This is a genomic window from Paenibacillus sp. GXUN7292, from assembly GCF_050864975.1.
GTDB lineage: Bacteria > Bacillota > Bacilli > Paenibacillales > Paenibacillaceae > Pristimantibacillus.
On the sequence record NZ_JBOZWO010000045.1, the window covers coordinates 1 to 24,882 of the forward strand.

The following is a 24,882-nucleotide window of genomic DNA, read 5'->3' on the forward strand; positions in this document are numbered from 1 at the left end:
TGTTCTTCGAATTCTAACTGATTAATGATTTACGTGGGCAATTATTGGAGTGAATGCGGACGCAGTGCTTGATGCATACTAATGTTGTGCCATATTACTTCTTACATGAAAGGAAGATGGGTTATGGGGCGCAGAAGACGCAGTGTAATGTCTGAGGAGCTGAAATATGAGCTTGCCAAGGATCTGGGTTTTTACGATACGGTGCAGCAGGAAGGCTGGGGCAGCATTCGGGCTAAGGATGCCGGCAATATGGTAAAACGCGCTATTCAACTGGCTGAGGAAGCAGCGGCCAAATCGTACAAGCCCTAGGGCTTAGGCTCAAAAGGAAGTTCAAAAAGAGCGGAGCGCTGAATTAAAAAAGCTAACATTCAGCGCTTCGCTTTTATTGTAATCGTTTGTTATAATGTACCTTAAGCTTATGACGAACGGGTGAATCTATTAGATGAAAATTTATGAAAAAGCGCCTGCCAAAATTAATTTATTACTAGATGTTTTACGTAAAAGAGAAGATGGCTACCATGAAGTAGAAATGATCATGACAATGGTAGATTTGGCAGATCGGCTTGAGATGGAGCCGCTATCTAGAGATACGATCATTATTTCCAGCCAGGTAGGTTATATCCCTTTGGATGAGAAGAACTTGGCGTTCCAGGCTGCTAGACTTATTAAAGAACGATACAATGTGCGACAAGGTGTATATATACATTTGGATAAAAAAATACCAGTTGCAGCTGGACTTGCAGGAGGAAGCAGCGACGCGGCTGCCACACTGCGCGGATTAAACCGATTGTGGGGGCTGAACATCCCTGAGCAGGAGCTATGCCAGCTCGGAGCGGAGCTGGGCTCCGATGTGCCATTTTGTGTAACAGGCGGCACTGCTATCGCTAGAGGGCGTGGAGAGCAGCTTGAACCGATTCATCAGCCGCCGCAATGCTGGGTCGTTCTGGCTAAACCGCCGATCAATGTATCGACAGCGGATGTATATGGGAAATTCAGAGTTGAGCATATTAAGCAGCACCCTTCAATAGCGGCAATGAATGCGGCTCTTGCCAGTGGATCTTTTGCGCAGATGTGCGCGCAGCTAGGCAATGTTCTGGAGTCGGTAACGCTTAATATGTACCCAGAGGTACTTCAGCTTAAGGAAAGCATGTTAAAGCTTGGAGCAGACGGCGTGCTTATGTCAGGCAGCGGGCCGACCGTATTTGGACTTGTATCCAAAGAGGCGAAGCTGCCAAGAATATATAACGGACTAAGAGGTTTTTGCAAAGAAGTATACGTCGTTCGCATGCTCACCTCTAAGTGATATTTTACTTGAAATATAAGATTTTATTAGTTATTTGTATTCGTTGGTAAACGGACCTCCCAAAAGAATGGCGAAGCCGTTTATCCTTGATATATAGGGAAGTATAAGTATTCATCTTATACCTGTTCCTATATTTTATCGGTAAACGCGCCTCCTTCGTTTAAGCGAAGGGCGGAGACGGCGTTTATCCTTGATTGAATCCGTATATAAATGATATATTGTCTATATAATATTCGGATTTAGGACGGGGGAGATCGGCTTGAGGAAGGTTAAACGCAGCTCAAGATTAGTGGAAATGACGCAATATTTATTATATCGACCCCATACGTTGATTTCCTTGACTACATTTGCAGAGCGGTATCAATCAGCTAAATCATCGATCAGCGAAGATTTGGCTATTATAAAAGAGGTTTTCGAAGAAGAAGGAATTGGACAGCTGCATACGCTTGCCGGGGCGGCTGGCGGAGTGATGTACGTTCCCTCCATACATAAAGAAAATGCTCTATCCATTATTCAGCAAATTTGCCATCAGCTCGAGCAGCCTGACCGAGTGCTGCCGGGCGGCTACTTGTATATGACGGATATGCTTGGACAGCCGAGCTTGCTGGCGGATGTAGGAAGAATGTTCGCATCAGCCTTTGCGGGCCGAAATATTGATGTCATTATGACCGTAGAGACAAAAGGTATTCCGCTGGCCTACGCAACTGCTGCGTGCCTGAATATTCCCGTCGTCATTGTAAGACGTGACAATAAGGTTACAGAAGGTTCAGCAGTCAGCATAAATTACGTATCCGGTTCTACGAAACGAATTCAAACGATGTCTTTGGCTAGAAGAGCATTGAAGGAGCAGTCCCGTGTTTTAATTATAGATGACTTCATGAAGGCAGGCGGGACGATCCAAGGAATGATGGATCTGTTGTTTGAGTTTAATGCTGCAGTTGCCGGTGTCGGTGTATTTGTTGAGTCTGGTGAAATCGATTTGGAAGAACGTTTACTGGAGGACTATGTATCCTTGGCTAAGCTTACAGCTATGGATATGAAGACGAAGCAAATGAAAGTAGTACCGGGAAATTATTTTAATGAGTAGGGGATGAATGTCATGGCACAGGATTTAAAGATTGTATCCACTGAGCAGGCACCAGCAGCTATAGGTCCATATTCGCAAGCGGTTGTTTTTGGTAATCTGGTTTTTACTTCTGGCCAAATTCCGCTGCGCCCAGATGGTCAATTGGTGGAGGGCGGCATTGAAGCGCAAACTCATCAAGTATTTGCAAATTTAAAAGCGGTGCTGGCTGAATCGGGTTCTTCGTTGCAGCAGGCTGTTAAAGTAACTGTATTTTTAAAAGATATGAATCAATTTGCGACCGTAAATGAAATTTACGCAAGCTATTTTTTAGAGCATAAGCCAGCAAGATCAACCGTTGAGGTGGCAAGGCTGCCGAAAGATGTTTTTGTCGAAATTGAAGTCATCGCATCGACAAATGTCGAATGAGTACGAAAAAAATGCAAAAACAAAAAAAAATTTTAAAATGAGTATCAAATTACCAAATTACTAGAAGGAATTTGCAAAAATACGTGGAATATTACACCAAGTCTCAGATGGACAAAGGTGGTGAACACAAATGCAAATTACTGATGTCAGACTCCGCCGAGTAAATTCGGAAGGTCGAATGAAGGCAATCGCTTCCATTACCATTGATAATGAATTCGTCGTTCACGATATCCGTGTAATCGATGGCAACAATGGTATGTTTGTAGCAATGCCAAGCAAGCGCACTCCTGATGGCGAATTTAGAGATATCGCTCATCCCATCTCTTCTACTACACGAGAGAAGATTCAAGCTGCAGTTTTGGCTGAATATGAGCGTGCTGCCGATGAAGTTGCAATTGAAGAAGGAGCTTAACAAGGAAATAATGGATGTAACCGTTTGATCTGAGAAGAGAGCTTAATGCTCTCTTTTCTTTTTTTTGTTTTTAAGTTATATTATTTGAGAATTTGTTTGACCAAGGGAGTTGAGCTGAATATGAAACAAATGGCCATTGTGCTTGCGGCGGGTCAAGGCAAGCGAATGAAATCAAAATTATATAAAGTCATGCATGCTGTATGCGGAAAACCGATGGTAGAGCATGTAGTAGAAGCTGTTCAAGCGGCAGCTTGCGATCGAACAGTTGTTATTGTCGGACATGGCGCTGAAGCCGTGCAGACGCATTTAGGCGGCAAGGCAGAGTATGTTATGCAGGAGCAGCAGCTTGGCACAGGGCACGCTGTTATGCAGGCTAGAGAGCTGCTTGGGCAAGAGGATGGCGTTACGGTAGTTGTATGCGGTGATACGCCGCTCGTCAAGCCAGAGACGATTACTGCAATGCTGGAGCTGCATAAGAGCAGCGGCGCTGCTGCGACGGTGCTGACGGCGTCTTTTGATCAGCCTGCTGGATACGGACGCGTTATAAGAGCGGAAGACGGCACGGTGCAATGTATCGTGGAGGACAAGGACTGTACGCCTGAGCAGGCGGCAGTACGCGAAATAAATACGGGCACGTATTGCTTTGACAATCGCAAGCTGTTTGCTGCGCTGGAGCAGGTAACGAATGATAATGCGCAGGGAGAATATTATTTGACAGATATAATTGGGATCTTCAAACAGAGCGGCGATGTGGTACAGGGCTACTGCACGACAGACTTGGCTGAAGCGATCGGGGTAAACGATCGTGTTGCACTTGCTGAGGCAGAGCGCTTGATGCGCAATCGCATTAACCATGAGCATTTGCTTGCTGGCGTAAGCATTATTGATCCTGCAAATACGTATATTGAAAATGATGTGCAAATAGGGTCAGATACAATTATTTACCCGGGATCGATTATTCGCCGCGGTACAATAATTGGCGAAGCTTGTATAATTGGTCCGCAGGCTGACATAGCTAATTCCACAGTAGGCGACAGGGCAACCGTCAAATATTCGACAGTGAATGAATCGGTCATTGGCGAGGAAAGCACTGTTGGCCCGTATGCCAATCTTCGTCCCGGATCAGTCCTAGGACGCCACTGCAAAATCGGAGATTTTGTAGAACTGAAAAATGCCGTGCTGGATGATGGCAGCAAAGTATCTCATTTGAGCTATGTTGGCGATGCGCGCGTAGGCAAAGAAGTTAATATTGGCTGCGGTGTGGTAACTGTTAACTATGATGGCTTTAATAAGGCGCTTACTGAAATTGGCGATCATGCTTTCGTTGGCAGCAATGTTAATCTTGTAGCACCTATAAAGATTGGCGATGGAGCTTACGTGGTTGCCGGCTCTACGGTGACGAAGGACGTTCCTGCCGGCGATATGGCAATCGCCCGCGAGCGCCAGGTGAATAAGGCAGGCTATGCCGAGAAAATCAAATCAAAAGCGAAAGCTAAAAAAAATAACAGCTCGCCTAAGAATTAAGTTTTCTAGCTGCGATTGTGATTAATCTTTCGTTCTAATGGGTAAAGTGATATGGAAATCGAAATTATATAGGAGGTTCCATATGGCTATTACAATTCAGGCTGATCAAAGAAATCTTACAACCAAAGGCGATCTGCGCAGGCTGCGTTCAGTAGGGCAAATTCCAGCTGTTGTATATGGCAAGCAGCTTCAGAATCCCCAAGTAATCAGCGTTAGCGAGAAGCAGGTGGCAAGCTTGCTGCGCACGCATCCCAACGCTGTATTTACATTGGAAATTCCCGGCACGGGCAAACAGTCTGTCATGATTACAGACGTGCAGAAAGCTGTTTTAAATGGACAAGTGCTGCATATTGATTTCCATCAAATTAATATGAATGAAAAGGTCAGGACGCAAGTCCGCATTGAAGTGACAGGAGAAAGCTTCGGCGTGAGAGAGGGCGGCATTCAACAGTCGATCTTGCACGAGCTTGAAATTCAGTGCTTGCCTAGTGATATACCTGAATTTATTCCGGCAGATATTACTAATCTTGCTGTAGGGGAAAGCCTTCATGTCAGCGATTTGTATTTGCCGGAGGGCGTTGAGGCCAAGACTGAGGCTGACGCAGTCGTTGTAACGATACTGGCTCCACAGAAGGAAGCGGAGACAGAGGAAGAGGATGCCCCTGTAACAGCTGAGACAGAGGAAAGCACAGCAACCTCATAAATTATTTTGAGACAAGCATACTTGAAATTTTGTGTTTTTGGCGCCTGTCGCTTTTTATAGACAAAAAACCGCCTTGCAGGTAAGGCGGTTTTTGCCGTTGTTTACGCCTGCCTCATATTGTGCTACATTGATTCGTAAAGGAGTGTATGAAACGATGAAATGGTTTGTAGGTCTAGGCAATCCAGGCACAGCCTATCAGGATACGCGCCATAATGTCGGCTTTATGGTTATTGACGAGCTGGCCAAGCGCTGGGATATTAAAGTGACTACGAGCAAGTGCAAGGCGTTAGTCGGCGAAGGCAATGTCAATGGCACTAAGGTTGTGCTCATCAAGCCAATGACTTATATGAATTTGTCGGGTGAGGCTGTAAGGGCCTATTTGGACTACTATAAAGCAGATCCGGAAGATGGCGTTATCATATACGATGATCTGGATACAGAAACGGGCAGGCTCAGATTGCGCTATAAAGGAAGCGCTGGCGGCCATAATGGCATTAAATCACTTATTCAGCACTTGAATACCCAGCAATTTAATAGAATTAGAATGGGGATTTCCAGACCGCAGCCGGGAATGGATATCGCGGATTACGTGCTTTCCAAATTTCCAAAGTCAGAGAAGGAAGCGCTCGCCGCTATGATTGAACAGGCTTGCGATGCGGCTGAATACAGTCTGAAGGCGCCATTTGAAGAAACAATGGCCAAATTTAACGGATAAAGTGATGCAGCCATGTGAAAATGATTTGCACGAAGATAAAATGTTTGCAAACCGGGCATAATGAAAGGTATAACATCCTTTCAGGAGGCATAATATGGCTGTAAACTATATTTGCAGGCATTGCAAAACAGCAATGGGCGTTATTCATGAATCAGAAGTGTCCGAGCAGCAGCTGGGATTCCATTTCTTGACCCCCGAGGAGCGCAACGATATAATAGCGTATAACTCAAGCGGTGATGTAACAGTTAAGCTTGTTTGCGATTATTGCGCAGAAGCGATTCATGCTAATCCAGACTTATTGCTTGTAAGCAACCCTCTGCAGTAGGCCTGTTTGAACGCATAAAATTGTAGGAGACGAGCTACGCAGTCCTTCGACGGCAATAGCTCGTTTCGTATGAACCTTTCTGTTACATAGTTTTGAAATTGGAAGATAAAACAATAGTGTGTATGCCGGCTGAATGCAATTCAGCCATATTTTGGTTTTCAAAAGAAAAGAGGTGACGCTTGCATTGAAAGCGCTAATGAATGCTTTTGTTGCGGATGCAGATGTTCAAAGCTTATTGTCCGGGATTCAAAAAGGAATGCGAGAACAGATGGTGTCCGGCCTGGCGGGCTCTTCCCGCCAAGTGCTTATTGCAGCACTCAAAAGAGAAATTGATCGACCTATATTAGTCATTACACATAATATGTTTTCTGCACAAAAAATTGCTGAGGATTTGCAAGAATGCCTCTCGCCTGACGAGGTGCTGCTTTATCCTGCCAATGAACTGCTCGCAGCTGAATCGGCTATTTCCAGCCCTGAAACGCTGGCACAACGAATAGAAGCTTTGACTAAGCTGTCTCAAGGCTTTAGAGGGATCGTTGTAGCCCCTTACGCGGGAGTTCAGCGTTATTTGCCTATTCGCAGCGCCTTTACTGATGCTCAGTTTTCGATACGTGTAAAAGACGACCTTGCTATAGAGGCTTTCCTGCGCCGCATGACTTCCTTGGGATATACGCGATCGGATCGCGTAGAAGCTAAGGGAGAGCTTAGCGTGCGGGGCGGTATTGTCGATTTCTATCCGCTGACGGCAAGTCAGGCTTATCGGGTTGAGTGGTTTGGTGATGAAATTGATTCTATCCGCAGCTTTGATCCAGCAGACCAGCGCTCGCTTGCTCAATTGGAGGAGCTGGCTATTACCCCATGTCAGGAAATAGTAGCGGATGAAGCGAGAATGGAAGCGGCGGCTAGCCAAGCACAGCATATGCTGGATCGTCAATTGGACAAAATGACCGATCGCACAGCCAAGGAAAGATTGCGGGCAGAAATCGGCGGAGAGCTGGAGAAGCTGAGAGAGCACACCTATTTCTCTGAAATTTATAAATATATAACTTTATTATATCCGGAGCGCCAGACCATTATGGATTATATGGCACAGGATACATTGCTAGTGCTTGAAGAGCCTACGCGCCTGCTAGAGACAGCCAAGCAGCTTGAGAGAGATGAAGCGGAATGGGCAACCCACTTGCTGTCCACCGGCAAATCTCTGCCAACGTTTACAATTGCGCGCAGTTCGGATGAGGTATTGTATCATCGTCCATTCCCTACGTTGTTCCTGTCGCTTTTCTTAAGGCAAATTCCGCATACGCAGCCGCAAAATATATTGAATATGACTAGCCGTTCCATGCAAAATTTCCACGGGCAAATGAACTTGCTCAAGACGGAGATGGAGCGCTGGAAAAAGGTCGGTTCAAGCATTATGATGCTGGCAGGCAATGCTGAGCGCATGGAACGGATGCGCCGTGTACTTGATGATTATGATATTGAGGCTCCTATATTGCTGGAAGGAAATCTTCAGCAAGGCTTTGAGCTGCCCTCCTCTCAGCTTGTTGTTATTACAGAAGGCGAGATGTTCTCTCAAAAGCAGAGAAAAGCTAGACGCATAGACAAGAGATTGGACAATGCAGAGAGAATCAAAAGCTATACGGAGCTTAAGGTGGGCGATTATGTCGTCCATCAGAATCATGGCATCGGCAAATATGTCGGGATCGGCACTCTTGAGATTGCTGGCATTCATCGCGATTATTTGCATATCGTATATGCTGGCGGGGATAAGCTTTCAGTACCGATAGATCAAGTAGATTTAATACAAAAATATGTTGGCTCTGAGGAGCGGGAACCGAAAATCAGCAAGCTTGGCGGTGCGGAGTGGACGAAAGCCAAGACCAAGGCACGCGCCTCCGTACAGGATATTGCTGATGATTTGATTAAGCTGTATGCGGAGCGCCAGTCTGCGCCCGGCTATGGGTTTAGCAAGGATTCCTCGTACCAGCAGGAGTTTGAGGCGATGTTTCCCTATGATGAGACGCGCGACCAGCTGCGAGCGATTGAAGAAATTAAGCGTGATATGGAAAAAAACCAGCCGATGGACCGATTGCTGTGCGGGGACGTAGGCTACGGCAAGACAGAGGTTGCCGTTCGGGCTGCCTTTAAATCGACGATGGACAGCAAGCAGGTCGCTGTGCTGGTGCCGACGACAATATTGGCTCAGCAGCATTACGAGACCTTTAGAGAAAGATTTGCAGGGTATCCGATCAATGTTCAGGTATTAAGCCGTTTCCGTTCGCGCAAGGAGCAGAATGAAACGATTAAAGGCTTGAAAAACGGCAGTGTTGACGTAGTCATCGGAACGCATAGGCTGCTGTCGCAAGATATTATATTTAAATCGCTCGGCTTGCTCATTGTCGATGAGGAGCAGCGTTTCGGCGTTTCACATAAGGAGAAGCTGAAAAAATTAAAAACGAATGTCGATGTATTGACGCTTACAGCTACGCCAATTCCGCGGACGCTTCATATGTCTATGCTTGGCGTTCGAGATCTGTCGGTTATTGAGACGCCTCCTGAGAACCGCTTTCCTGTTCAAACCTATGTCGTTGAGCATAGTCCTGCACTCGTTCGTGAAGCGATTGAGCGTGAGCTGGCGAGAGGCGGGCAGGTATACTACCTGTACAATCGTGTGCAGGGCATCTATCAAATGGCAGAGCATATTAATGCGCTTGTTCCCGACGCCAAGGTTGCAGTAGGCCATGGCCAGATGTCTGAGCAGGAGCTGGAGAAAACCATTTTGGATTTCCTTGACGGCGAATCCGATGTGCTCGTAAGCACAAGCATAATCGAGACAGGGGTAGATATCCCTAACGTCAATACACTGATCGTTCATGATGCGGATAAAATGGGCTTATCCCAGCTTTATCAGCTGCGCGGCAGGGTAGGCCGTTCCAATCGGATTGCATATGCCTATTTCACCTACCAGCGTGACAAGGTGTTAACGGAGGTAGCGGAAAAGAGGCTGCAGTCAATTAAGGAGTTTACAGAGCTGGGTTCAGGCTTTAAAATCGCAATGCGGGATTTGTCCATTAGAGGCGCCGGCAATTTGCTTGGTGCTGAGCAGCACGGTTTTATCGCATCAGTCGGCTTTGAAATGTATTCCCAAATGCTGGCGGAAGAAATCGCAAAACGCAAGGCTGAGATGGGCGGCGAGCAAGTCGTGGAAGAAAAGCCGACTGTTACTTTAGTTGATTTAAGCGTAGATGCTTATCTGCCTTCCGAGTATATTTACGACAGCATTCAAAAAATAGAAATCTACAAGAAGGTATCCGTTATCAGCACGTTCCAGGAAGCCGATGATATGGTTGACGAGCTAATCGACCGCTTTGGAGATTTGCCGCAGGCTGTATTGAATTTAATGTCGGTTGCCAGACTAAAGGTGTTTGGTGCACAGCTTGGCATAGAGCAAATCAGTCAGCGTGCTGATGATTTGAGCATTAAATTTGCGGAGAAAACGAATTATAGGATTGATCGCAAAAAAGTGGATAAGCTTTGCTTGAAGTATGAAAATCGTTTCAAGCAAAGTGCGGAAACAGAAGAGCCGCGTACATTGCTGCTGCGGGGCAAGGGGCTTAATATGGAGCAAAAGCTCCATTATTGCGAGAAATTTTTGACCGAGTACGCAGAGCTGATTGTGGTAAAGCCTTCCTTGCAAAAGGCTACCCCATAGAGAAATTCGCATTTAGAGATAGGTTTCTGTTACAATGAAACCAAGTTTATATTTTGAAAGGGGACTATACATGTTGCTGAAAACACGCAAATCGGGATGGCGCAAAAGCGCGCTGCTCGTTATTGCAGCAATGCTTGTCATGACGATTGTGGCGGGCTGCGGTAATAACAAAAAGGGAGATTATTCTTTGCAGTTTAAAGGGGTAGACAAAGGCGAAGTTGTCGCTACCTATGAGGGCGGACAAGTAACACAAACTGAATTTGATAAGTATCTTGCTTTGCTTGGTTTAGCGCAGCCCGAGTCAGAAGCAATTTTTCAAATTCCGCAGTTTCAGGAAATGATTTTGGAGCAATATGTTTCTTATAAAGTGATTGGAACAAAAGCGACAGCTGACACGATGACAAAAGCTAAAGAGCTTGTAACGGATCAGCTTAAGCAATTTAAAGATCTTAAAAAAGAGAATAAAGATTTTAACAAGCTGGTAAAAGATAAAAAAGTGTCGGATGACGATATGGCTACGTTTTTGATGCTTACTGCTGTGCTTGTTACACATATGAATTCTTTGGTAACCGATGAGGATATGCAAAAGGCTTACGAAACTTTACAGCCTAACTTTGCAATTTCGACAGTACGCCATATTTTAGTTAATACAGTCGAAATAAACCAGCAAACGGGCGAGCAGAAGGAAGTTCGCACGGATGAGGAAGCGCTAAAGCGCGTGAATGAAGCAAAAGAAAAATTGCTGGCCAATGAGGATTGGGACAAGCTTGCAAAAGAATACTCTGATGATGGCGGCTCCAAGGAAAAAGGCGGATTGTATGCAGATACAGATGCAAGCGGCTGGGTTGAGCCGTTCAAGCAAGCTGCTTTTAAACAGGAGATCGGTGTAATTGGCGAGCCTGTGAAAACAGAGTACGGCTACCATATTATTAAAGTGGAGAAGCGTGATGTAACGGCGCTTGATAAGCTAAGCGAGTCTCAGAAGGCACAAGTTAAGGATTCAGCGGCTTATGCTCATCTGGAGAAATTCCTCGATGAAGAAATGGAAAAGCTCAATATCAAGATAACATTGCCGCAGCCTGAGCCTAGCCCAGGTGAAAGCCCAGAGACAAGCCCAGAGACAAGTCCAGAGGCAAGCCCGGAGACAAGTCCAGAGGCAAGCCCAGAAGCTAGCCCGGAAGCTAGCCCGGAAGCTTCAGAAACACCTGCTAAGTAAGAGACCGCTCCTTTTGCAGGAGAAATATTGTGAAAGAGCCCTTAGGATAAATTTTCCTGAGGGCTTTTTTTAAACTAGGAAAGTGCGACCAAGCCTAGGTTATGAAGTTTAGCAGGTAAGCCTTGAAGTAACTGGTGAAACCGGCGATCCATTACTGGAGCCCGGTTCACTTACTTCGTCGCATGAGTATTCTGAGCAATGATGAACTTCTAAGGGTTGCCATAAACGCTATTCGTGCAAAAATGGCGGTTTAAATTTTCTAACGGTTGCTGTGGCGCTTAATTTCCCAAAAAGCACTGATTTTGCTCGAGAAAGGTACAATAGCGTTCATGACAACCATTACATTTTCGAATGAGCTAAAATAATCGAAATAGCCTCTGTGGCAACCGTTAGGCAATTATGGCAGTTGATTATAGGGTGCGTTTTACCATTATCCTCCAATATGAACATAAGTATCTGCTTATGCAACAAAAAGACTATTTTTTGATTCTAACGGTCATGGATGACCGCACCGCCAATAGCGCCGCATCGTTTGTTCTTTACAAACGATTGTGAAAAAACAATTGCTTATATTTGTAAAAAGTGATATCATAAATATATCAAAAAGATATGGAGTGATGGCGATGATGAGAGAGAAAAAAGCATGGTACGTAAGCGGATATCTTGCCCTGTTAGTTGCGCTTGTAGCGCTGCTGGGCGGAGTGTTTCTAACGTTGTATACCGCGATCACAGAAGCCTTGCCGGTGTCCTTCGTTCCAATAGGTATCGTACTCGTATTGTTATCTATAGTTTGTTTTACTTCGATAGTCATAGTGCAGCCTAATCAGGCTAAAGTCATTACTTTCTTCGGAACTTATACAGGGACAATTAGCGAAAGCGGATTATGGATGGTACTGCCGTTTACCAATAAGACAAATGTATCGTTGAAGGTGCGTAACTTTAATAGCCAAACCTTGAAGGTGAATGATGCAGAAGGCAACCCTATTGAAATAGGCGCAGTAGTTGTTTATAAGGTTACAGATACGGCTAAAGCTACTTTTGACGTGGACCAATATGAAAAGTTTGTAGGTATTCAAAGTGAAACGGCACTGCGTCATATCGCAGCGCAGTATCCTTATGACACCTTTACGGATGAATCCAAAATTTCCTTGCGCGGCAATGCCGATGAAGTTGCCGCAGAGCTGCTGCTGGAGCTGCAGAAGCGTCTAGACGTTGCAGGTGTACAAATGCTTGAAACAAGACTGACGCATTTGGCCTATGCGCCTGAAATTGCAAGTGCAATGCTGCAGCGGCAGCAGGCGATCGCGATCGTATCTGCCCGTCAGAAGATCGTTGAAGGTGCTGTAGGCATGGTGGATGCTGCTCTTAAGCAGCTGGAGGCAAACGGAGTAGAACTGGATGCTGAACGTAAAGCGGCAATGATTAACAATTTGATGGTGTCAATTGTTTCGGATCGGGCAGCGACGCCGGTAATTAATACAGGATCGCTCTACGGCTAGAGGATTTGTGATGAGCAAACAAAAAAAAGCATTTCCACTCCGTCTTGATCCGGACCTTCATCGGGCATTGGAGCAATGGGCTGCGGATGAATTTCGCAGCGTAAACGGTCATATTGAATATTTGCTGCGAGAAGCATTAAGCAAGGCTGGACGATTAAAAAAACAGCAGCAGCACGATAAAGAATCTTAATGATTTGAGCCTGGGAAAGCTTTCCTGGGCTCGTTTTTTGTTGCTGAGTAAGCTGGAAGCGGCATGCATAAGAAATTGGGAATCGAAGAATACTATGGCTAGTTTCAAAAATGTTGTATCAGAGGCAATTTCAATGGGTAACAATTAATAAGCAGCACTAGTATGAAATTGACTCATCGGTGACACATTATTACCACTATGTGTATTCCATAACATTAATTAAAATTTTTTGGTGAAAGCGGGGCAACAAGACTATGAAAGCAACTGGTATCGTACGCCGCATCGATGATCTTGGACGAGTAGTTATCCCGAAGGAAATTCGTCGAACACTGCGCATACGTGAGGGAGATCCCCTGGAAATATTTGTAGACCGTGATGGAGAAGTTATTTTGAAAAAGTATTCTCCAATTGGCGAGCTTGGCGATTTTGCGAAGGAATACGCAGAATCTTTATTTGAAAGCACTGGACATATAACGTTGATCAGCGACAGGGACAGTATTATTACAGTAGCTGGCGCATCGAAAAAGGAATTGCTGGATAAGCAGATCGGCTCTACGCTTGAGGCTTGTATGGAAAACCGTCGCACAGTATCTGAAAGCACAGCTGGAACATCTGAAATTATTAAGGATGGCCACGATAACTATACTTCATTTATTGTTGCTCCTATTATCGCTGGCGGAGATCCAATCGGCACAGTCGTAATGCTCAGCAAGGAAGAAGGCGTTCAAATGGGGCAGCTGGAAATTAAAATTGCGGAAACCGCCGCAGGCTTCCTAGCTAAACAAATGGAACAATAAAATTGCATTGGATACAGCTCTTTGAGCGACAGCATATGTCGGACAAAGAGCTGTTTTTGGATTTTAGGTCAATAAAAAGGAAGCATTGTCAGGCTTGTTCTGACTTGTCACCGGGCATACAAGATAATGTATAATAGACAGCAGACAAGTGTCGAATCAGATGAGTGTGTCGATGCCTTTTCCACAATGAATCGACAGCCTCAAGATATGCGCTAGCTAGTAAAGCTGAGGTGAGGAGATGGCTGGGCGGCATAAGGATGGGCATTTGCAAGCTATCGGTCTGCGCGGGGCTGCTGTGCTGGCGGGCGCTGCCCTGCTTACGAAATTAATCGGCGTGCTGCAAAAGATACCTTTGCAAAACTTGGCAGGGGATCGTGTTTTCGGCATCTATAATGCGGTTTACCCTTTATATCAGCTGTTGACTGTGCTGGCGACTGCAGGCTTGCCGGCTGCTATATCCATTGTAATTGCGCAGCAGCTTCAAGAAGGCGCTGCCAGCAATCAGATTAGAGGAACTCTGTATACTGCGCTTGTAACGCTAGGCGTAATGGGAGCCGCTGCAGCGCTTTGCTTATGGCTGCTAGCTGATCCTATTGCATACTGGATGGGGGATCGCGCTGCAGCAAGCTCGCTGCGCAGCTTGTCAGCGGCGCTCGCTGTTGTACCTCTTGTAGCTGCTTTGCGGGGATATATACAGGCTATGGATCGAATGGCCTTATCGGCAGCTTCGCAGGTGATAGAACAACTGATACGCGTTGCGGTTATGGTTACGGTCTTATTTTGGAGCTTGTCCGCAAGCTGGGAGGCAGCATCGTTGACAGCGGCTGTCATGAATGGTTCTGCAGCCGGTGCGGTTGCGGCATTGCTGCTTCTGGCAGTCTTTGCTCGCACAAAGCACACGAAAACTCCCGAGCTCAGCTCCATATTTGGACTGCGAGATGCAGCCTTGGCAGCAAAAAAGCTGTTCGCTGTTGCTCTGCCCGCAGTGCTTGGTGCGGCGGTTGTCCCGGCAATGGGTGTAGTCGATGCTTTTACTATTCCCAGAATGCTGCAGGCCGGCGGAGCTGCGGAAGATGCAGCTATGGCGCAATTCGGCATTTACAGCCGGGCGCTGCCTTTGGTGCAGCTCGTTGTTATGATAGCTGGTGCAGCTGCCGGCGCTTTGGTGCCGCGGCTCGTATTGCTGGCTGATAAAAAAACGCTTCACCACAGCGTGCATATAATTATTCGCATCTCTTCGCTGATTGGGGCGGCAGCTGCAGTAGGCTTGCTGCTGCTTGCAAAACCAATCAATATAATGCTTTATGCCAACAGCAGCGGTACAGACGTATTTGCGATTATAGGATGCACTGCGTTTGCGAGCTGCATATTAGCCGCGGTCTCACCCTTATTGCAGGTGCTGGGAGCGATTCAGGCGCCTGCACTGCTGCTGCTTACAGCAGCTTGCACGAAGGGTGCGCTCAATCTTATTTTTACATCACGCTTTGGCATTGTAGGGGCTGCATTTGCCGGACTGGCCGCTCTATCGGCAGCTGCGGCTATCGGATTGGTTATGGCCTACATGAAGCTTAACAGGGCAACTTATGGCGGAAACAAAACCAATAATAAGCGCCGTCCTTTTTTCACTTCCTCGGCTGCAGCTGCGGTTATGGGGCTTGTAATAATGGGGGGAGCAGTAACAGGCATGCAATGGCTTATAAGCACCATGATAGGCTCGGTAGTGTCTGCGCGGCTGTTAGCGGCCATAGTGTCGATTACAGGCGTGGCTGCTGGCGGTATTATATTTTTGGCGGCGATATTAAAAACGTCTTTTATTGGACAAGCTGAATGGAAGCTTCTCGGCATTAGCGGCAAGCTGCTGAGCAGGATAAAGCGTTGGCAATCAAAGCGTTAATCGCTACAATAAAAAGAACTGATGCCGAAGGAGGCATAGATATGTCTACAGCACAAATTACAGTAGTTGGTCTTGGGTCAGGCCATCCTGATCAGTTAACGCTCGGTATTTGGAGGAAGCTGCAATCAGCTACTGAGCTATACATAAGAACCAAGGATCATCCCGTTATGAGCTTGCTCGATGCTGAAGGGGTAGCTTATCGTTCTTTTGACGATATCTACGAGCAGCATGAATCTTTTCCTGATGTGTATGAAGCGATAGCCGGCCAGCTAATAGCTGCAGCGAGCAATAATAATGCTGCGGCAAATATAGTCTATGCTGTGCCTGGCCACCCTATGGTGGCAGAGCGAACGGTGCAGCTGCTGCGCGAGCGATGCCACAATCAATCGATTGAACTTAACATTATGGGCGGCGAAAGCTTCCTTGACCAAGCATTTGTCAGACTTGGCATAGATCCTATCGAAGGCTTTGCTTTGCTGGACGCCTCAGAGCTTCCAATCGCACTGCTGCAGCCGCAGCTGCATACGATTATCGGACAGGTCTACGATGCATACACAGCATCCGATGTTAAGCTAGCCTTAATGGAACGCTATCCCGATGATTTTGAGGTCTATGTTTGCCACGCGCTTGGCGTAGCTGGAGATGAACAAATTGTACGAGCACCGCTTTTTGAAATTGACCGGCTTGACGGATACGGCAATCTGTCGCTTGTATATGTTCCCCGTTCAGACAATCCTGATTTGCGCAACCGCACGCTTGAACGGCTGCATGAGATTGTTGCTATATTGCGCAGCCCAGACGGCTGTCCTTGGGACCAGGAGCAAACCCATCAATCTATTCGCAAAAACTTTATTGAAGAGCTGTACGAAGCGCTTGAAGCGTTGGATAATGATGATCCGGACAGCATGGTTGAAGAGTTTGGCGATGTTCTGCTGCAGCTTATGCTTCATAGCCAGATGGAAGAGGAGCAGGGCACCTTTACCATCTATGACGTTGTCGAGGCTTTGAGCGAAAAGCTTGTATTCCGTCATCCGCATGTTTTTGGTGAGCAGCAAGCAGGCAATGCCGAAGAAGCGCTTGGCAACTGGGAGGAAATGAAAAAAGAGGAGCATAAGCGCAAAGGGACAAAGCGGCAATCTCAGCTGGATGGAATTCCGCCGGATCTGCCTGCTTTGATGAAGGCATACAAGCTGCAGAAAAAAGCGGCAAAGGTTGGCTTTGACTGGAGTGAAATTGATTCTGTTCTGGCCAAAATAGAGGAAGAGCTGTCAGAGCTTCGGGAAGCTATTGCCAGCAAGGACCCTGAGGAGCAGGCCGGTGAGCTTGGCGACCTGTTATTTGCCGTAGTAAACGCTTCGCGCTTCATCAAGGCCGATCCAGAGGAGGCGCTCACTCGCACAAACCGCAAATTTATTGATAGATTTCAATATATAGAAGAGCAGCTTGGTATAAAAGGAAAAACTTTTGACCAAACTGATTTACTAGAGATGGATCGCTTGTGGGAGGAGGCAAAATCAAGATAATTGACTATGAAATGTCATAATTCGCTTTAATCCTACACAATCAACAAAAAAAATTAGTAGACTAGCAGGAATTTAAAGTTGCGAGCAGAATATGTATTCTTCAGAAAGAATAAAAAACTCATAGCTTGGCTAGGCTCTCAAGCCAGCCATCAATCATTGTACGCAAATATAGGAGGATATGAATGATGAACAAAACAGATTTGATTAACAATATTGCTGAGAAAAGCGGTTTGACAAAACGTGATGTTGAAGCAGTACTTAACGGTTTTCTAGGTGAAGTAACAGATGCACTTGCTGGCGGAGATAAAGTACAGCTAATCGGCTTCGGTACTTTTGAAACTCGCACTCGCGCTGGTCGTATCGGCCGCAACCCGCAAACAGGCAAAGAAATCGAAATTCCTGAGTCCAAGGTTCCTGCATTCAAGGCTGGCAACAAGCTGAAAGAAGCGATCAAGTAATTTATGCGTCTCGACAAATTCCTTAAAGTCTCCAGGCTGATCAAACGACGTACTGTTGCGAAGGAAGTTTCTGAGCAGGGCCGTATTTGGATCAATGGCAAAGAGGCTAAACCAAGCTCTACGGTTAAGGTAGGCGATGAGCTTGAGATTCAGTACGGACAGAAGATGGTAACGGTACGTATTGAGCGTTTGGCCGAAACGACTCGTAAGGATGAAGCAGGAGAACTTTATACAGTTATCAAGGAAGAACAGAGGCAACGTGAGCCGGAGTTCGACTGGAATAACTAAGCTAACAATCTGTCCACACAGCGGGCAGATTTTTTTTTAATAATTTTAATAAGACGAGCGGCACACATGGCCTAATCCTGCAATTGTTTCTGTTTTTAGTTCTAAGATCGCCCTCCTGTCCATAGGATGAAGTAATATGAATTAAGCGGGGGACGAGTCTATGGCGGAATCCAATAAAGGGCTAAAGCAGCAGGAAGTGAAAATGATCAATCGCAAGGTGCTTGAGCTTACAGGCGTAATGAATGTGGAGAGCTTTGACAGCGAGCAATTTTTGTTGGAGACAAATTTGGGTTACCTGTCCATACAAGGGCAAAACTTGCATATGAAGCATTTGAGCCTTGAGCAGGGCATTGTTATTATCGAAGGCTATGTTCATTCACTCGCCTATAAAGACTCTGCAGGAGCAAGCAAGTCCAAAGGGCTGCTGGGTAAAATATTTAAGTGACGCTTACGATCCAGTGGCTTACCATAGCCGCAATGCTGACCGCGGGCCTTGGAATGGGAGCTGTATTTGACGGCTATCGCGTAGTGTCCAATGAGCTTAAGTTCCCGCGCTGGTGGCTGCCGTTTCTAGACATCATGTATTGGATTGCAGCGGCGCTTGTTGTCTTTCGAATGCTGTACGCTAGCAACAACGGCGAGGTGCGGGCGTACGTATTTCTTGGACTAGCTTTAGGCGTGCTCATTTATTATTGGCTGTTTAATCGTGTTGTTGTTGCAGTTGTTCGTTGGCTTATTCGTGCGGTTCGAACGCTTATTCGGATCGGTATTCGAACGCTTGAGTTAATTATTGTAAAACCTACCCTATTTTTGTATAATGTATTAAAATTCGTAATAGGAATTGGGTCTGCAATCACTATTTTCCTGTTTAAACTTGTGTTACAATTGTTGCGACCCTTTGGTAAATTGCTTGCGTGGCTGCTAAAGCCTATTTGGCGACCAATCGTGCGCGCAATCGTACCGAAGTGGCAAACATGGAAACAAGCCTGCGCATCAAGCAAGCTTGTCAGTCTGGTTCTATCTTGGAAATCCCGGCTGAATAACTGGTTGAGGAGGAAATAACGTTAATGGTACCCGCAGTAGCAGAAAAGAAAGTATCCGTGAACAAAGCTACAAAACGCCGTTTTAAAATATGGTTCATGTTTATCGTCCTATTTATGGGTTGGGCGGGCTATACGTTATTCGGCCAATACCAGCAGCAGGTAGAGACCAGTAATAAGCTTTTGGCCTTGCAGAAGCAAGTGGAAGCGGCAATTGCTGAAAGTGAAGCATTGCAAAAACATGTCGAGCGATTAAATGATCCGGAATATATAGCACAATTGGCAACGAAAGAGCAAGGAATGGTAAAAGAAGGCGAACAGCAAATTTTTAGTGATTAATACTGGCAGGTTAGGGTGAACGTCTGTTGCTCTGTTTCAGAGATTCGGTTATAATCACGATAGAAGTAAAAAATTTTTTGGAGAGGAACATTTTATTTTATGGCAATTGAAGTGGGCGCCAAGTTAGAAGGAAAAGTGACTGGTATTACGCATTTTGGGGCATTTGTCGACTTGTCGGGAGGTGTCACAGGTCTAGTTCACATTTCGGAGATTGCCGATAACTACGTTAAAGACGTTAAGGATCACCTCAAGATTGATGACGTTGTTAAAGTTAAGGTGATCAACGTTGATAAGGACGGAAAGATCGGATTATCCATTAAGCAAGCCGTTGACCGGCCTGAAGGACAGCAGCCGTCACCAGCGCGAGAGCGAACTGGCGGTGTTGGAGCTGGAGCTGGCGGTGGAGAAAGATTTAACCGCGGAGGCCAGGATCGTGGTGGACGTCCCTTCAACAAGCAGTCGTCTGGCAGACCGTCATTCGGCAAACCGTCATTCGAGGATAAAATGTCTCGCTTTTTAAAAGACAGTGAAGAAAGAATTTCTTCGCTTAAGAAGAACACAGAAGGCAAGCGCGGCGGGCGCGGAGCTAAACGCATGTAAGCATTATTACAAGGATACTAACAGCAGGACCTTAACCGGTTCCTGCTTTTTTTTATTTTATCTGTATTTTTGATTGTCGTATTTGCCGACAATAAAAAATATTCCAAAAAAATTCCACTAAACCTCTGCCATTAACGACAGCTTCCTACGTGTTTTCACTATACTATTGTAAGCGCTACACACTAATTTTGTTGAATGAAGCCCGGCAAAGACTTGCTCTGGCAAGGATTAATCCCTTGCTAACACTGGCTTTTTGTAGGTTACGACAAGCTGTTTTGAGCCGGTGGCATTTGTCGGAAATTTTTTTGCTGCTGCTCTGTTTGTTTGACAAACTTTATAAGGACAGGCCTCTATAATGAAGGACACAATCTATTCGGAAATGGTGGTGTCTGGAAGTGAAGAAAGGAAATGTTTTAGTTTTTCCGAATCTAAAGGGCAGAGACTGGATACGGATGCAAAGCAAAGCAGCCCGCCTTGCCATTACACGCAGCTCTAACGCTATCTGGTCCAGAAAATGGACGTTTCTGCTTATTGGTATAGCTTTATTGCTGGGCAGGGCCGTTATACTGGATTCGTTAATGCCTTTTGCAATCGCCTACTTTGCCGTTATCTATTTTTTGCGCAAGGATATTTATGGCTGGATTGCAGTAGCATTGGTAGCAGGCAGCTTTTTGGCAGTAGAGCCTTCGCCGTTATGGATTGCGATGGAAATTATCGTGCTTTTTCTTATGCTGCGTGGACTGGAGGCTTACGAGAAGGCGGAGCTGTCTACTGCGCCTATCCTTGTTTTTGCAGCGACGCTGCTTGTGCAGCTGTTCAGCGCATTAATTCATGAATCACTTAGCTGGTATGCCTTTACCATGGTGCTTGTTGAAGCGGCGTTAGCGTTTGTGCTTACTTTAGTATTTATTCATGCTTTACCGGTGCTGACCATGAGCAAGAAAACAGCTACGCTGCGGCATGAGGAAATTATATGCGTCATGATTTTGCTGGCTTCAGTAATGACAGGGGCGGTTGGCTGGACGCTGTATGGCATGTCAGCAGAGCATGTGATGTCCCGTTATATGCTTCTATTGTTCGCAATGGCGGGCGGTGCTCCGCTCGGTGCTTCAGTCGGTGTGGTTGCAGGATTAATATTAAGCCTTGCAAATTTTGGGGCTGTTGTGCAGATGAGCATGCTTGCATTCGCAGGCCTGCTGGCTGGCTTGCTGCGTGAAGGCGGCAAAATGGCCACGGCATTCGGAATGCTGCTCGGCACTTCTATTTTAACCGTTTATATCGGTTCACAAGCGGATGTGATGAACTCAACGTGGGAATCTGTTGCAGCTGCAGTTTTGTTATTGCTTACCCCAAGAAGCATTATTCGAACCATCTCCCGTTATGTCCCGGGAACGAATGAGCATGTGAAATCCCAGCATGAATATGCCAAGCGTGTACGGGATGTTACTGCCAATCGAGTCTCTCAGTTTTCAGAAGTGTTTCGTCAATTATCGCGCAGCTTCGGCCAGTTTAGCGGCAGCGAAGCAACTAAGCCGACAAAGGAGGATGAATTGGAGCATTTTATGAATGCAGTTGCTGCGCAAAGCTGTGCTAGCTGCCATCGCCAGCAGGCGTGCTGGAACAAAAAATATTTTCATACGCACAAAATGGTTACAGAAATGATTGAAGCCGTTCAAGTAGGCAAATTGTCTACGGGAGGAGATATGCCGCGCAGCTGGACAAGCCATTGTCTAAAGGCAGGGCAAGTGGCTACGGTTATGCGCCATCAGTACGAGCTTTATCAGCATCATATGCGCTGGAAAAAGCAATTATATGATTCTCGTCAATTAGTAACGGATCAGCTGCTAGGTGTTTCGCTCATTATGGAGGATTTATCAAAAGAAATTAAAAGGGAGGGACAGACGCTTCATTTGCAAGAGGAACAAATTAGAGAGGCGGTGGAAGGATTAGGCTTGTCCATTCAAGGCATTAATATTGTCAATCTTGAGGAGGGAAATGTAGATATTGAGGTTTACCATACTTTTGGGAAGGGGTTTGATGAATGCAGAAAAATTATCGCGCCGCTGCTTAGCGACATTATGGGAGAGCATATTGCTGTAAAGCACGAGCAGCTCCCCGAGAAGAGTGGCGATCCGCACTTGGTAACCTTCGGTTCAGCCAAGCAGTATGAAGTGGAGACAGGCGTAGCAGGCGCCGCCAAAGGAGGAGATTTGCTGTCAGGCGACAGCTTTAGCCTAGTGGAGCTCAGCAATGGCAAATTTGCTGTAGCCATTAGCGATGGTATGGGCAACGGTGAGCGCGCCCGCCAAGAAAGCAGCGCAGCGCTGTCTATTTTGCAGCAGCTATTGCAGTCAGGCATGGACGAGAAGCTCGCAGTGAAATCTGTAAATTCCGTTTTATTGCTGCGCTCTTCTGATGAAGTGTTTGCTACGGTTGATTTGGCCATTATGGACTTATACACAGCTCAAACTACTTTTATGAAAATCGGCTCGACACCGAGCTTTATAAAAAGGGGGACAGAAGTTATTCCGGTTGCCGCCGGCAATCTGCCTATTGGCATTTTACAGGAAATCGATGTGGATTTTGTTTCCATGCAGCTTCTTCCCGGCGACACGCTGGTCATGATGAGTGATGGCATATATGATGCACCAGGCCATGCTGTCAATAAAGAAATGTGGATGAAACGGATTATTAGTGAAATGAAGACGGATGATCCGCAGGAAATGGCAGATATGCTGCTGGAAACGGTCGTGCGCCATCATGAAGGAGATATTTTGGATGATATGACGGTATTAGTGACTCGAATCGATAAGCATTTGCCGGAATGGACATCGCTGCGCTGGCCTGGCATGGCCAGAGTAGAAAGACCTAGGACAGTCAGTTAAAAATATACCATTTATTAATATAAGTTTTGACTCATATAAAGCACTCTTTTGAATGAAATTGGTTGTGGGAGGGACCAAAGCTGTTCAAGAGAGTGTTTTTTTCATTCCCGAAGAAAGGATATTATTTATATATAAAGATTTTTCATAGAACATATGATAGGATTTACTAAATAAGTGCAATATCATACATAAATAACGAATCTAGCTGTTTAACTCCTCTTACAAAAGGAAAAGCTGATAGAAAGCTTTTCAATATGCTATAGCTGCTGGAAGCTATAGGGCTAGGAGGAGGAAGGCAGTATTATGAGGCAAATATTATTAATTACAGACGGATGTTCAAATGTAGGCATTAGTCCAATAGTCGCTGCTGCTCATGCCAATGCCGAAGGGATATCGGTAAATGTAGTAGGCGTGCTCGATGATGGGGATATCGGCGAGCTTGGAGCAGCCGAGATTGAAGAGATTGCTAGAGCGGGAGGAGGGCTTAGCAGACTTGTTCATACCCGCCAATTAGCGCAAACCGTGCAGATGATGACCCGAAAGACGGTAGTCCAGACCATTCAGCAGGCCGTACAGAAGGAACTGCAGCAGGTGCTGGGGAACAGCTCCATCGAAGCGCTGCCTCCAGAAAAGCGCAGTGAGGTTGTGCGCGTTATCGACGAGCTTGGCGAAACCTCCAAGCTGCAGGTAGCCCTTCTAATAGATGCAAGCGCTAGTATGAAGCCAAAGCTGGCAGCTGTAGAGGAAGCTATACATGATCTTATGCTCAGCCTGCAGGCGCGCCAGGGAAAAAGCGAAATTGCTGTGTTTCATTTCCCAAGCTCCAAATATGGTGCCGATTGTGTGATGGATATGGATTTCACCGAGCATTTGAATGGTGTGCGTTCAATATTTCCTAAATTGCCGCTCAGTGGAACAACGCCGACTGGACCTGCCATTATACAGGTCATTCAGTTTTATGAGCAAAATGACGCAAGGCGTAAAAGCGGACATGAAACGGATGGGATGATGGGTGACTACGTCGTTTAATTTGGAGCTGCGCCGCGGCACTACAATAATCGGCAAATGGAAACAAGCGAGGTATCGTGTCGACAGATTGCTTGGCGAGGGCGCTAATGGTAAAGTTTATTTAGTTCAGCGCGATCGCGATTGGTTTGCTCTGAAGCTGGGCTTTGATTCTATCGATCTGCAGTCAGAGATCAATGTGCTCAAGTCGCTGGCCGATAAGCAATCAGGACTCGGGACTCAGCTGGTTGACGTGGATGACCTGTTTGCCCCTGACGGCAAAGAGTATCCATTTTACATTATGCGCTATGTGCGCGGTGTAACGGCAGCTGATTATTTGCTGCAGCAAGGCGTAGAGTGGTTCCCTTTAGTAGCGCTCAACTTGCTTAACAAATTAAGTAAGCTTCATGCAGCAGGCTGGATATTTGGCGATTTGAAGGCTGAAAATATAATGGTGTCGGATTATGGCCATGTAGAGCTTGTTGATTTTGGCGGTGCTACTGAAATGGGCAAGAGCATACGTCAATTCACTGAAATTTATGATCGCGGGTATTGGAATGCAGGCTCAAGGTCGGCTGACAGCGCCTATGATTTATTTTCGTTTGGCGTGCTGTGCATCCAGCTGATAGAGCCCAGGAAGCTGATGCAGCTATCCAAGCAGCTGCTTCCGCAAAACCGTTCGGCAGCCGATCTTATGCAGCTTGTCAACGAAAGCCAAACTCTAAAGCCGGTTTCTGCTTGGCTGAGCCAGGCGTTTGCAGGGAGCTTTGCCAATACAGAGGCGGCAGCCGCTTTGTGGAGAGGGCTGCTTCGACAGAAGGAGACGAAACGCTCTGCTGCCGTGCCTGGCTGGCTGAAGGGGCTGGCAGCTATATCCGGTGTGATGCTGGCCATTTCATTTATTTGGTGGCTTAGCAGTTAAATTTAAATATCCCACTAAATTTAAGCAGGATGACAGGGGC

Annotated in this window: 25 protein-coding genes; all 25 read left to right on the forward strand. The window is 46.1% G+C overall.

What is annotated here, in order from left to right:
- Positions 1–123: 123 nt before the first annotated feature.
- Positions 124–309 (forward strand): small, acid-soluble spore protein, alpha/beta type, encoded by a 186-nt coding sequence (locus ACRRU2_RS24590; RefSeq protein ID WP_331701460.1) that lies wholly within the window; start codon positions 124–126, stop codon positions 307–309.
- A gap of 133 nt (positions 310–442) precedes the next feature.
- Positions 443–1,303, forward strand: a complete 861-nt coding sequence (gene ispE / locus ACRRU2_RS24595) for a 4-(cytidine 5'-diphospho)-2-C-methyl-D-erythritol kinase (RefSeq protein WP_432505767.1) — start codon at positions 443–445, stop codon at positions 1,301–1,303.
- Between the two features lie 259 nt (positions 1,304–1,562).
- Positions 1,563–2,390, forward strand: coding sequence for a pur operon repressor (gene purR / locus ACRRU2_RS24600; protein WP_331701434.1), 828 nt, complete (start codon positions 1,563–1,565; stop codon positions 2,388–2,390).
- A 12-nt stretch (positions 2,391–2,402) separates the two neighbouring features.
- Positions 2,403–2,795: a RidA family protein gene (locus tag ACRRU2_RS24605; RefSeq protein WP_432505769.1), complete on the forward strand. Its 393-nt coding sequence runs from the start codon at positions 2,403–2,405 to the stop codon at positions 2,793–2,795.
- 130 nt (positions 2,796–2,925) lie between these two features.
- Entirely contained in the window at positions 2,926–3,207 is a 282-nt protein-coding gene (gene spoVG / locus ACRRU2_RS24610; RefSeq protein ID WP_087571183.1) for a septation regulator SpoVG, read from the forward strand.
- Between the two features lie 120 nt (positions 3,208–3,327).
- Positions 3,328–4,731 (forward strand): bifunctional UDP-N-acetylglucosamine diphosphorylase/glucosamine-1-phosphate N-acetyltransferase GlmU, encoded by a 1,404-nt coding sequence (gene glmU / locus ACRRU2_RS24615; RefSeq protein WP_432505772.1) that lies wholly within the window; start codon positions 3,328–3,330, stop codon positions 4,729–4,731.
- 82 nt (positions 4,732–4,813) lie between these two features.
- Positions 4,814–5,434 carry a 50S ribosomal protein L25 gene (locus ACRRU2_RS24620; RefSeq protein WP_432505774.1) on the forward strand — a complete coding sequence of 207 codons (621 nt, stop codon included), beginning with the start codon at positions 4,814–4,816 and terminating at the stop codon, positions 5,432–5,434.
- A 154-nt stretch (positions 5,435–5,588) separates the two neighbouring features.
- The gene (pth, locus tag ACRRU2_RS24625) at positions 5,589–6,149 is read left to right on the forward strand and encodes an aminoacyl-tRNA hydrolase (RefSeq protein WP_331701429.1); all 561 of its coding nucleotides are present in this window, start codon (positions 5,589–5,591) and stop codon (positions 6,147–6,149) included.
- A gap of 94 nt (positions 6,150–6,243) precedes the next feature.
- Positions 6,244–6,474: an anti-sigma-F factor Fin family protein gene (locus ACRRU2_RS24630; protein WP_331701428.1), complete on the forward strand. Its 231-nt coding sequence runs from the start codon at positions 6,244–6,246 to the stop codon at positions 6,472–6,474.
- A gap of 196 nt (positions 6,475–6,670) precedes the next feature.
- On the forward strand, positions 6,671–10,186 hold the full coding sequence (mfd, locus tag ACRRU2_RS24635; protein ID WP_432505805.1) for a transcription-repair coupling factor: 3,516 nt from the start codon (positions 6,671–6,673) through the stop codon (positions 10,184–10,186).
- 70 nt (positions 10,187–10,256) lie between these two features.
- Positions 10,257–11,402 (forward strand): peptidylprolyl isomerase, encoded by a 1,146-nt coding sequence (locus ACRRU2_RS24640; RefSeq protein ID WP_432505777.1) that lies wholly within the window; start codon positions 10,257–10,259, stop codon positions 11,400–11,402.
- A gap of 626 nt (positions 11,403–12,028) precedes the next feature.
- Entirely contained in the window at positions 12,029–12,901 is an 873-nt protein-coding gene (locus ACRRU2_RS24645; protein ID WP_331701458.1) for an SPFH domain-containing protein, read from the forward strand.
- A gap of 10 nt (positions 12,902–12,911) precedes the next feature.
- Complete coding sequence (locus tag ACRRU2_RS24650; RefSeq protein ID WP_331701425.1) at positions 12,912–13,091, forward strand: toxin-antitoxin system HicB family antitoxin; 180 nt, start codon at positions 12,912–12,914, stop codon at positions 13,089–13,091.
- Positions 13,092–13,345: 254 nt separating this feature from the next.
- Positions 13,346–13,888, forward strand: a complete 543-nt coding sequence (spoVT, locus tag ACRRU2_RS24655; protein WP_331701424.1) for a stage V sporulation protein T — start codon at positions 13,346–13,348, stop codon at positions 13,886–13,888.
- Positions 13,889–14,126: 238 nt separating this feature from the next.
- Complete coding sequence (locus ACRRU2_RS24660; protein WP_432505779.1) at positions 14,127–15,782, forward strand: oligosaccharide flippase family protein; 1,656 nt, start codon at positions 14,127–14,129, stop codon at positions 15,780–15,782.
- Positions 15,783–15,823: 41 nt separating this feature from the next.
- A complete protein-coding gene (gene mazG, locus ACRRU2_RS24665) occupies positions 15,824–17,305 on the forward strand; it encodes a nucleoside triphosphate pyrophosphohydrolase (RefSeq protein WP_432505781.1) in 1,482 nt (493 codons plus the stop codon).
- Between the two features lie 185 nt (positions 17,306–17,490).
- The gene (locus tag ACRRU2_RS24670; RefSeq protein ID WP_331701457.1) at positions 17,491–17,763 is read left to right on the forward strand and encodes an HU family DNA-binding protein; all 273 of its coding nucleotides are present in this window, start codon (positions 17,491–17,493) and stop codon (positions 17,761–17,763) included.
- Positions 17,764–17,766: 3 nt separating this feature from the next.
- Positions 17,767–18,051: an RNA-binding S4 domain-containing protein gene (locus ACRRU2_RS24675; protein WP_331701420.1), complete on the forward strand. Its 285-nt coding sequence runs from the start codon at positions 17,767–17,769 to the stop codon at positions 18,049–18,051.
- A gap of 160 nt (positions 18,052–18,211) precedes the next feature.
- Complete coding sequence (yabP, locus tag ACRRU2_RS24680; protein ID WP_331701419.1) at positions 18,212–18,496, forward strand: sporulation protein YabP; 285 nt, start codon at positions 18,212–18,214, stop codon at positions 18,494–18,496.
- Positions 18,493–19,113: a spore cortex biosynthesis protein YabQ gene (yabQ, locus tag ACRRU2_RS24685; RefSeq protein WP_331701418.1), complete on the forward strand. Its 621-nt coding sequence runs from the start codon at positions 18,493–18,495 to the stop codon at positions 19,111–19,113. The genes yabP and yabQ overlap by 4 nt, the downstream gene beginning before the upstream one ends.
- Before the next feature lie 5 nt (positions 19,114–19,118).
- Entirely contained in the window at positions 19,119–19,430 is a 312-nt protein-coding gene (locus ACRRU2_RS24690; protein ID WP_331701417.1) for an FtsB family cell division protein, read from the forward strand.
- Positions 19,431–19,529: 99 nt separating this feature from the next.
- Positions 19,530–20,030, forward strand: a complete 501-nt coding sequence (locus ACRRU2_RS24695; RefSeq protein WP_331701415.1) for a S1 domain-containing RNA-binding protein — start codon at positions 19,530–19,532, stop codon at positions 20,028–20,030.
- Positions 20,031–20,482: 452 nt separating this feature from the next.
- Positions 20,483–22,915: a stage II sporulation protein E gene (gene spoIIE, locus ACRRU2_RS24700; protein WP_432505808.1), complete on the forward strand. Its 2,433-nt coding sequence runs from the start codon at positions 20,483–20,485 to the stop codon at positions 22,913–22,915.
- A 303-nt stretch (positions 22,916–23,218) separates the two neighbouring features.
- A complete protein-coding gene (locus ACRRU2_RS24705) occupies positions 23,219–23,944 on the forward strand; it encodes a vWA domain-containing protein (protein WP_331701414.1) in 726 nt (241 codons plus the stop codon).
- Complete coding sequence (locus ACRRU2_RS24710; RefSeq protein WP_331701413.1) at positions 23,928–24,842, forward strand: serine/threonine protein kinase; 915 nt, start codon at positions 23,928–23,930, stop codon at positions 24,840–24,842. The genes ACRRU2_RS24705 and ACRRU2_RS24710 overlap by 17 nt, the downstream gene beginning before the upstream one ends.
- The last annotated feature ends 40 nt before the right edge of the window (positions 24,843–24,882 follow it).

Bases quoted from the DNA above. Each gene is read 5' to 3' on its own strand.
- spoVT (WP_331701424.1), top strand. From the start codon at position 13,346: ATGAAAGCAACTGGTATCGTACGCCGCATCGATGATCTTGGACGAGTA.
- pth (WP_331701429.1), top strand. From the start codon at position 5,589: ATGAAATGGTTTGTAGGTCTAGGCAATCCAGGCACAGCCTATCAGGAT.
- yabP (WP_331701419.1), top strand. From the start codon at position 18,212: ATGGCGGAATCCAATAAAGGGCTAAAGCAGCAGGAAGTGAAAATGATC.
- ACRRU2_RS24705 (WP_331701414.1), top strand. From the start codon at position 23,219: ATGAGGCAAATATTATTAATTACAGACGGATGTTCAAATGTAGGCATT.
- glmU (WP_432505772.1), top strand. From the start codon at position 3,328: ATGAAACAAATGGCCATTGTGCTTGCGGCGGGTCAAGGCAAGCGAATG.
- ACRRU2_RS24670 (WP_331701457.1), top strand. From the start codon at position 17,491: ATGAACAAAACAGATTTGATTAACAATATTGCTGAGAAAAGCGGTTTG.
- ACRRU2_RS24630 (WP_331701428.1), top strand. From the start codon at position 6,244: ATGGCTGTAAACTATATTTGCAGGCATTGCAAAACAGCAATGGGCGTT.
- mazG (WP_432505781.1), top strand. From the start codon at position 15,824: ATGTCTACAGCACAAATTACAGTAGTTGGTCTTGGGTCAGGCCATCCT.
- mfd (WP_432505805.1), top strand. From the start codon at position 6,671: ATGAATGCTTTTGTTGCGGATGCAGATGTTCAAAGCTTATTGTCCGGG.
- spoIIE (WP_432505808.1), top strand. From the start codon at position 20,483: ATGCAAAGCAAAGCAGCCCGCCTTGCCATTACACGCAGCTCTAACGCT.
- ACRRU2_RS24605 (WP_432505769.1), top strand. From the start codon at position 2,403: ATGGCACAGGATTTAAAGATTGTATCCACTGAGCAGGCACCAGCAGCT.
- ACRRU2_RS24695 (WP_331701415.1), top strand. From the start codon at position 19,530: ATGGCAATTGAAGTGGGCGCCAAGTTAGAAGGAAAAGTGACTGGTATT.
- ACRRU2_RS24690 (WP_331701417.1), top strand. From the start codon at position 19,119: ATGGTACCCGCAGTAGCAGAAAAGAAAGTATCCGTGAACAAAGCTACA.
- ACRRU2_RS24645 (WP_331701458.1), top strand. From the start codon at position 12,029: ATGAGAGAGAAAAAAGCATGGTACGTAAGCGGATATCTTGCCCTGTTA.
- ACRRU2_RS24675 (WP_331701420.1), top strand. From the start codon at position 17,767: ATGCGTCTCGACAAATTCCTTAAAGTCTCCAGGCTGATCAAACGACGT.
- ACRRU2_RS24620 (WP_432505774.1), top strand. From the start codon at position 4,814: ATGGCTATTACAATTCAGGCTGATCAAAGAAATCTTACAACCAAAGGC.
- spoVG (WP_087571183.1), top strand. From the start codon at position 2,926: ATGCAAATTACTGATGTCAGACTCCGCCGAGTAAATTCGGAAGGTCGA.
- ACRRU2_RS24640 (WP_432505777.1), top strand. From the start codon at position 10,257: ATGTTGCTGAAAACACGCAAATCGGGATGGCGCAAAAGCGCGCTGCTC.
- ACRRU2_RS24660 (WP_432505779.1), top strand. From the start codon at position 14,127: ATGGCTGGGCGGCATAAGGATGGGCATTTGCAAGCTATCGGTCTGCGC.
- ACRRU2_RS24590 (WP_331701460.1), top strand. From the start codon at position 124: ATGGGGCGCAGAAGACGCAGTGTAATGTCTGAGGAGCTGAAATATGAG.
- ACRRU2_RS24650 (WP_331701425.1), top strand. From the start codon at position 12,912: ATGAGCAAACAAAAAAAAGCATTTCCACTCCGTCTTGATCCGGACCTT.
- ispE (WP_432505767.1), top strand. From the start codon at position 443: ATGAAAATTTATGAAAAAGCGCCTGCCAAAATTAATTTATTACTAGAT.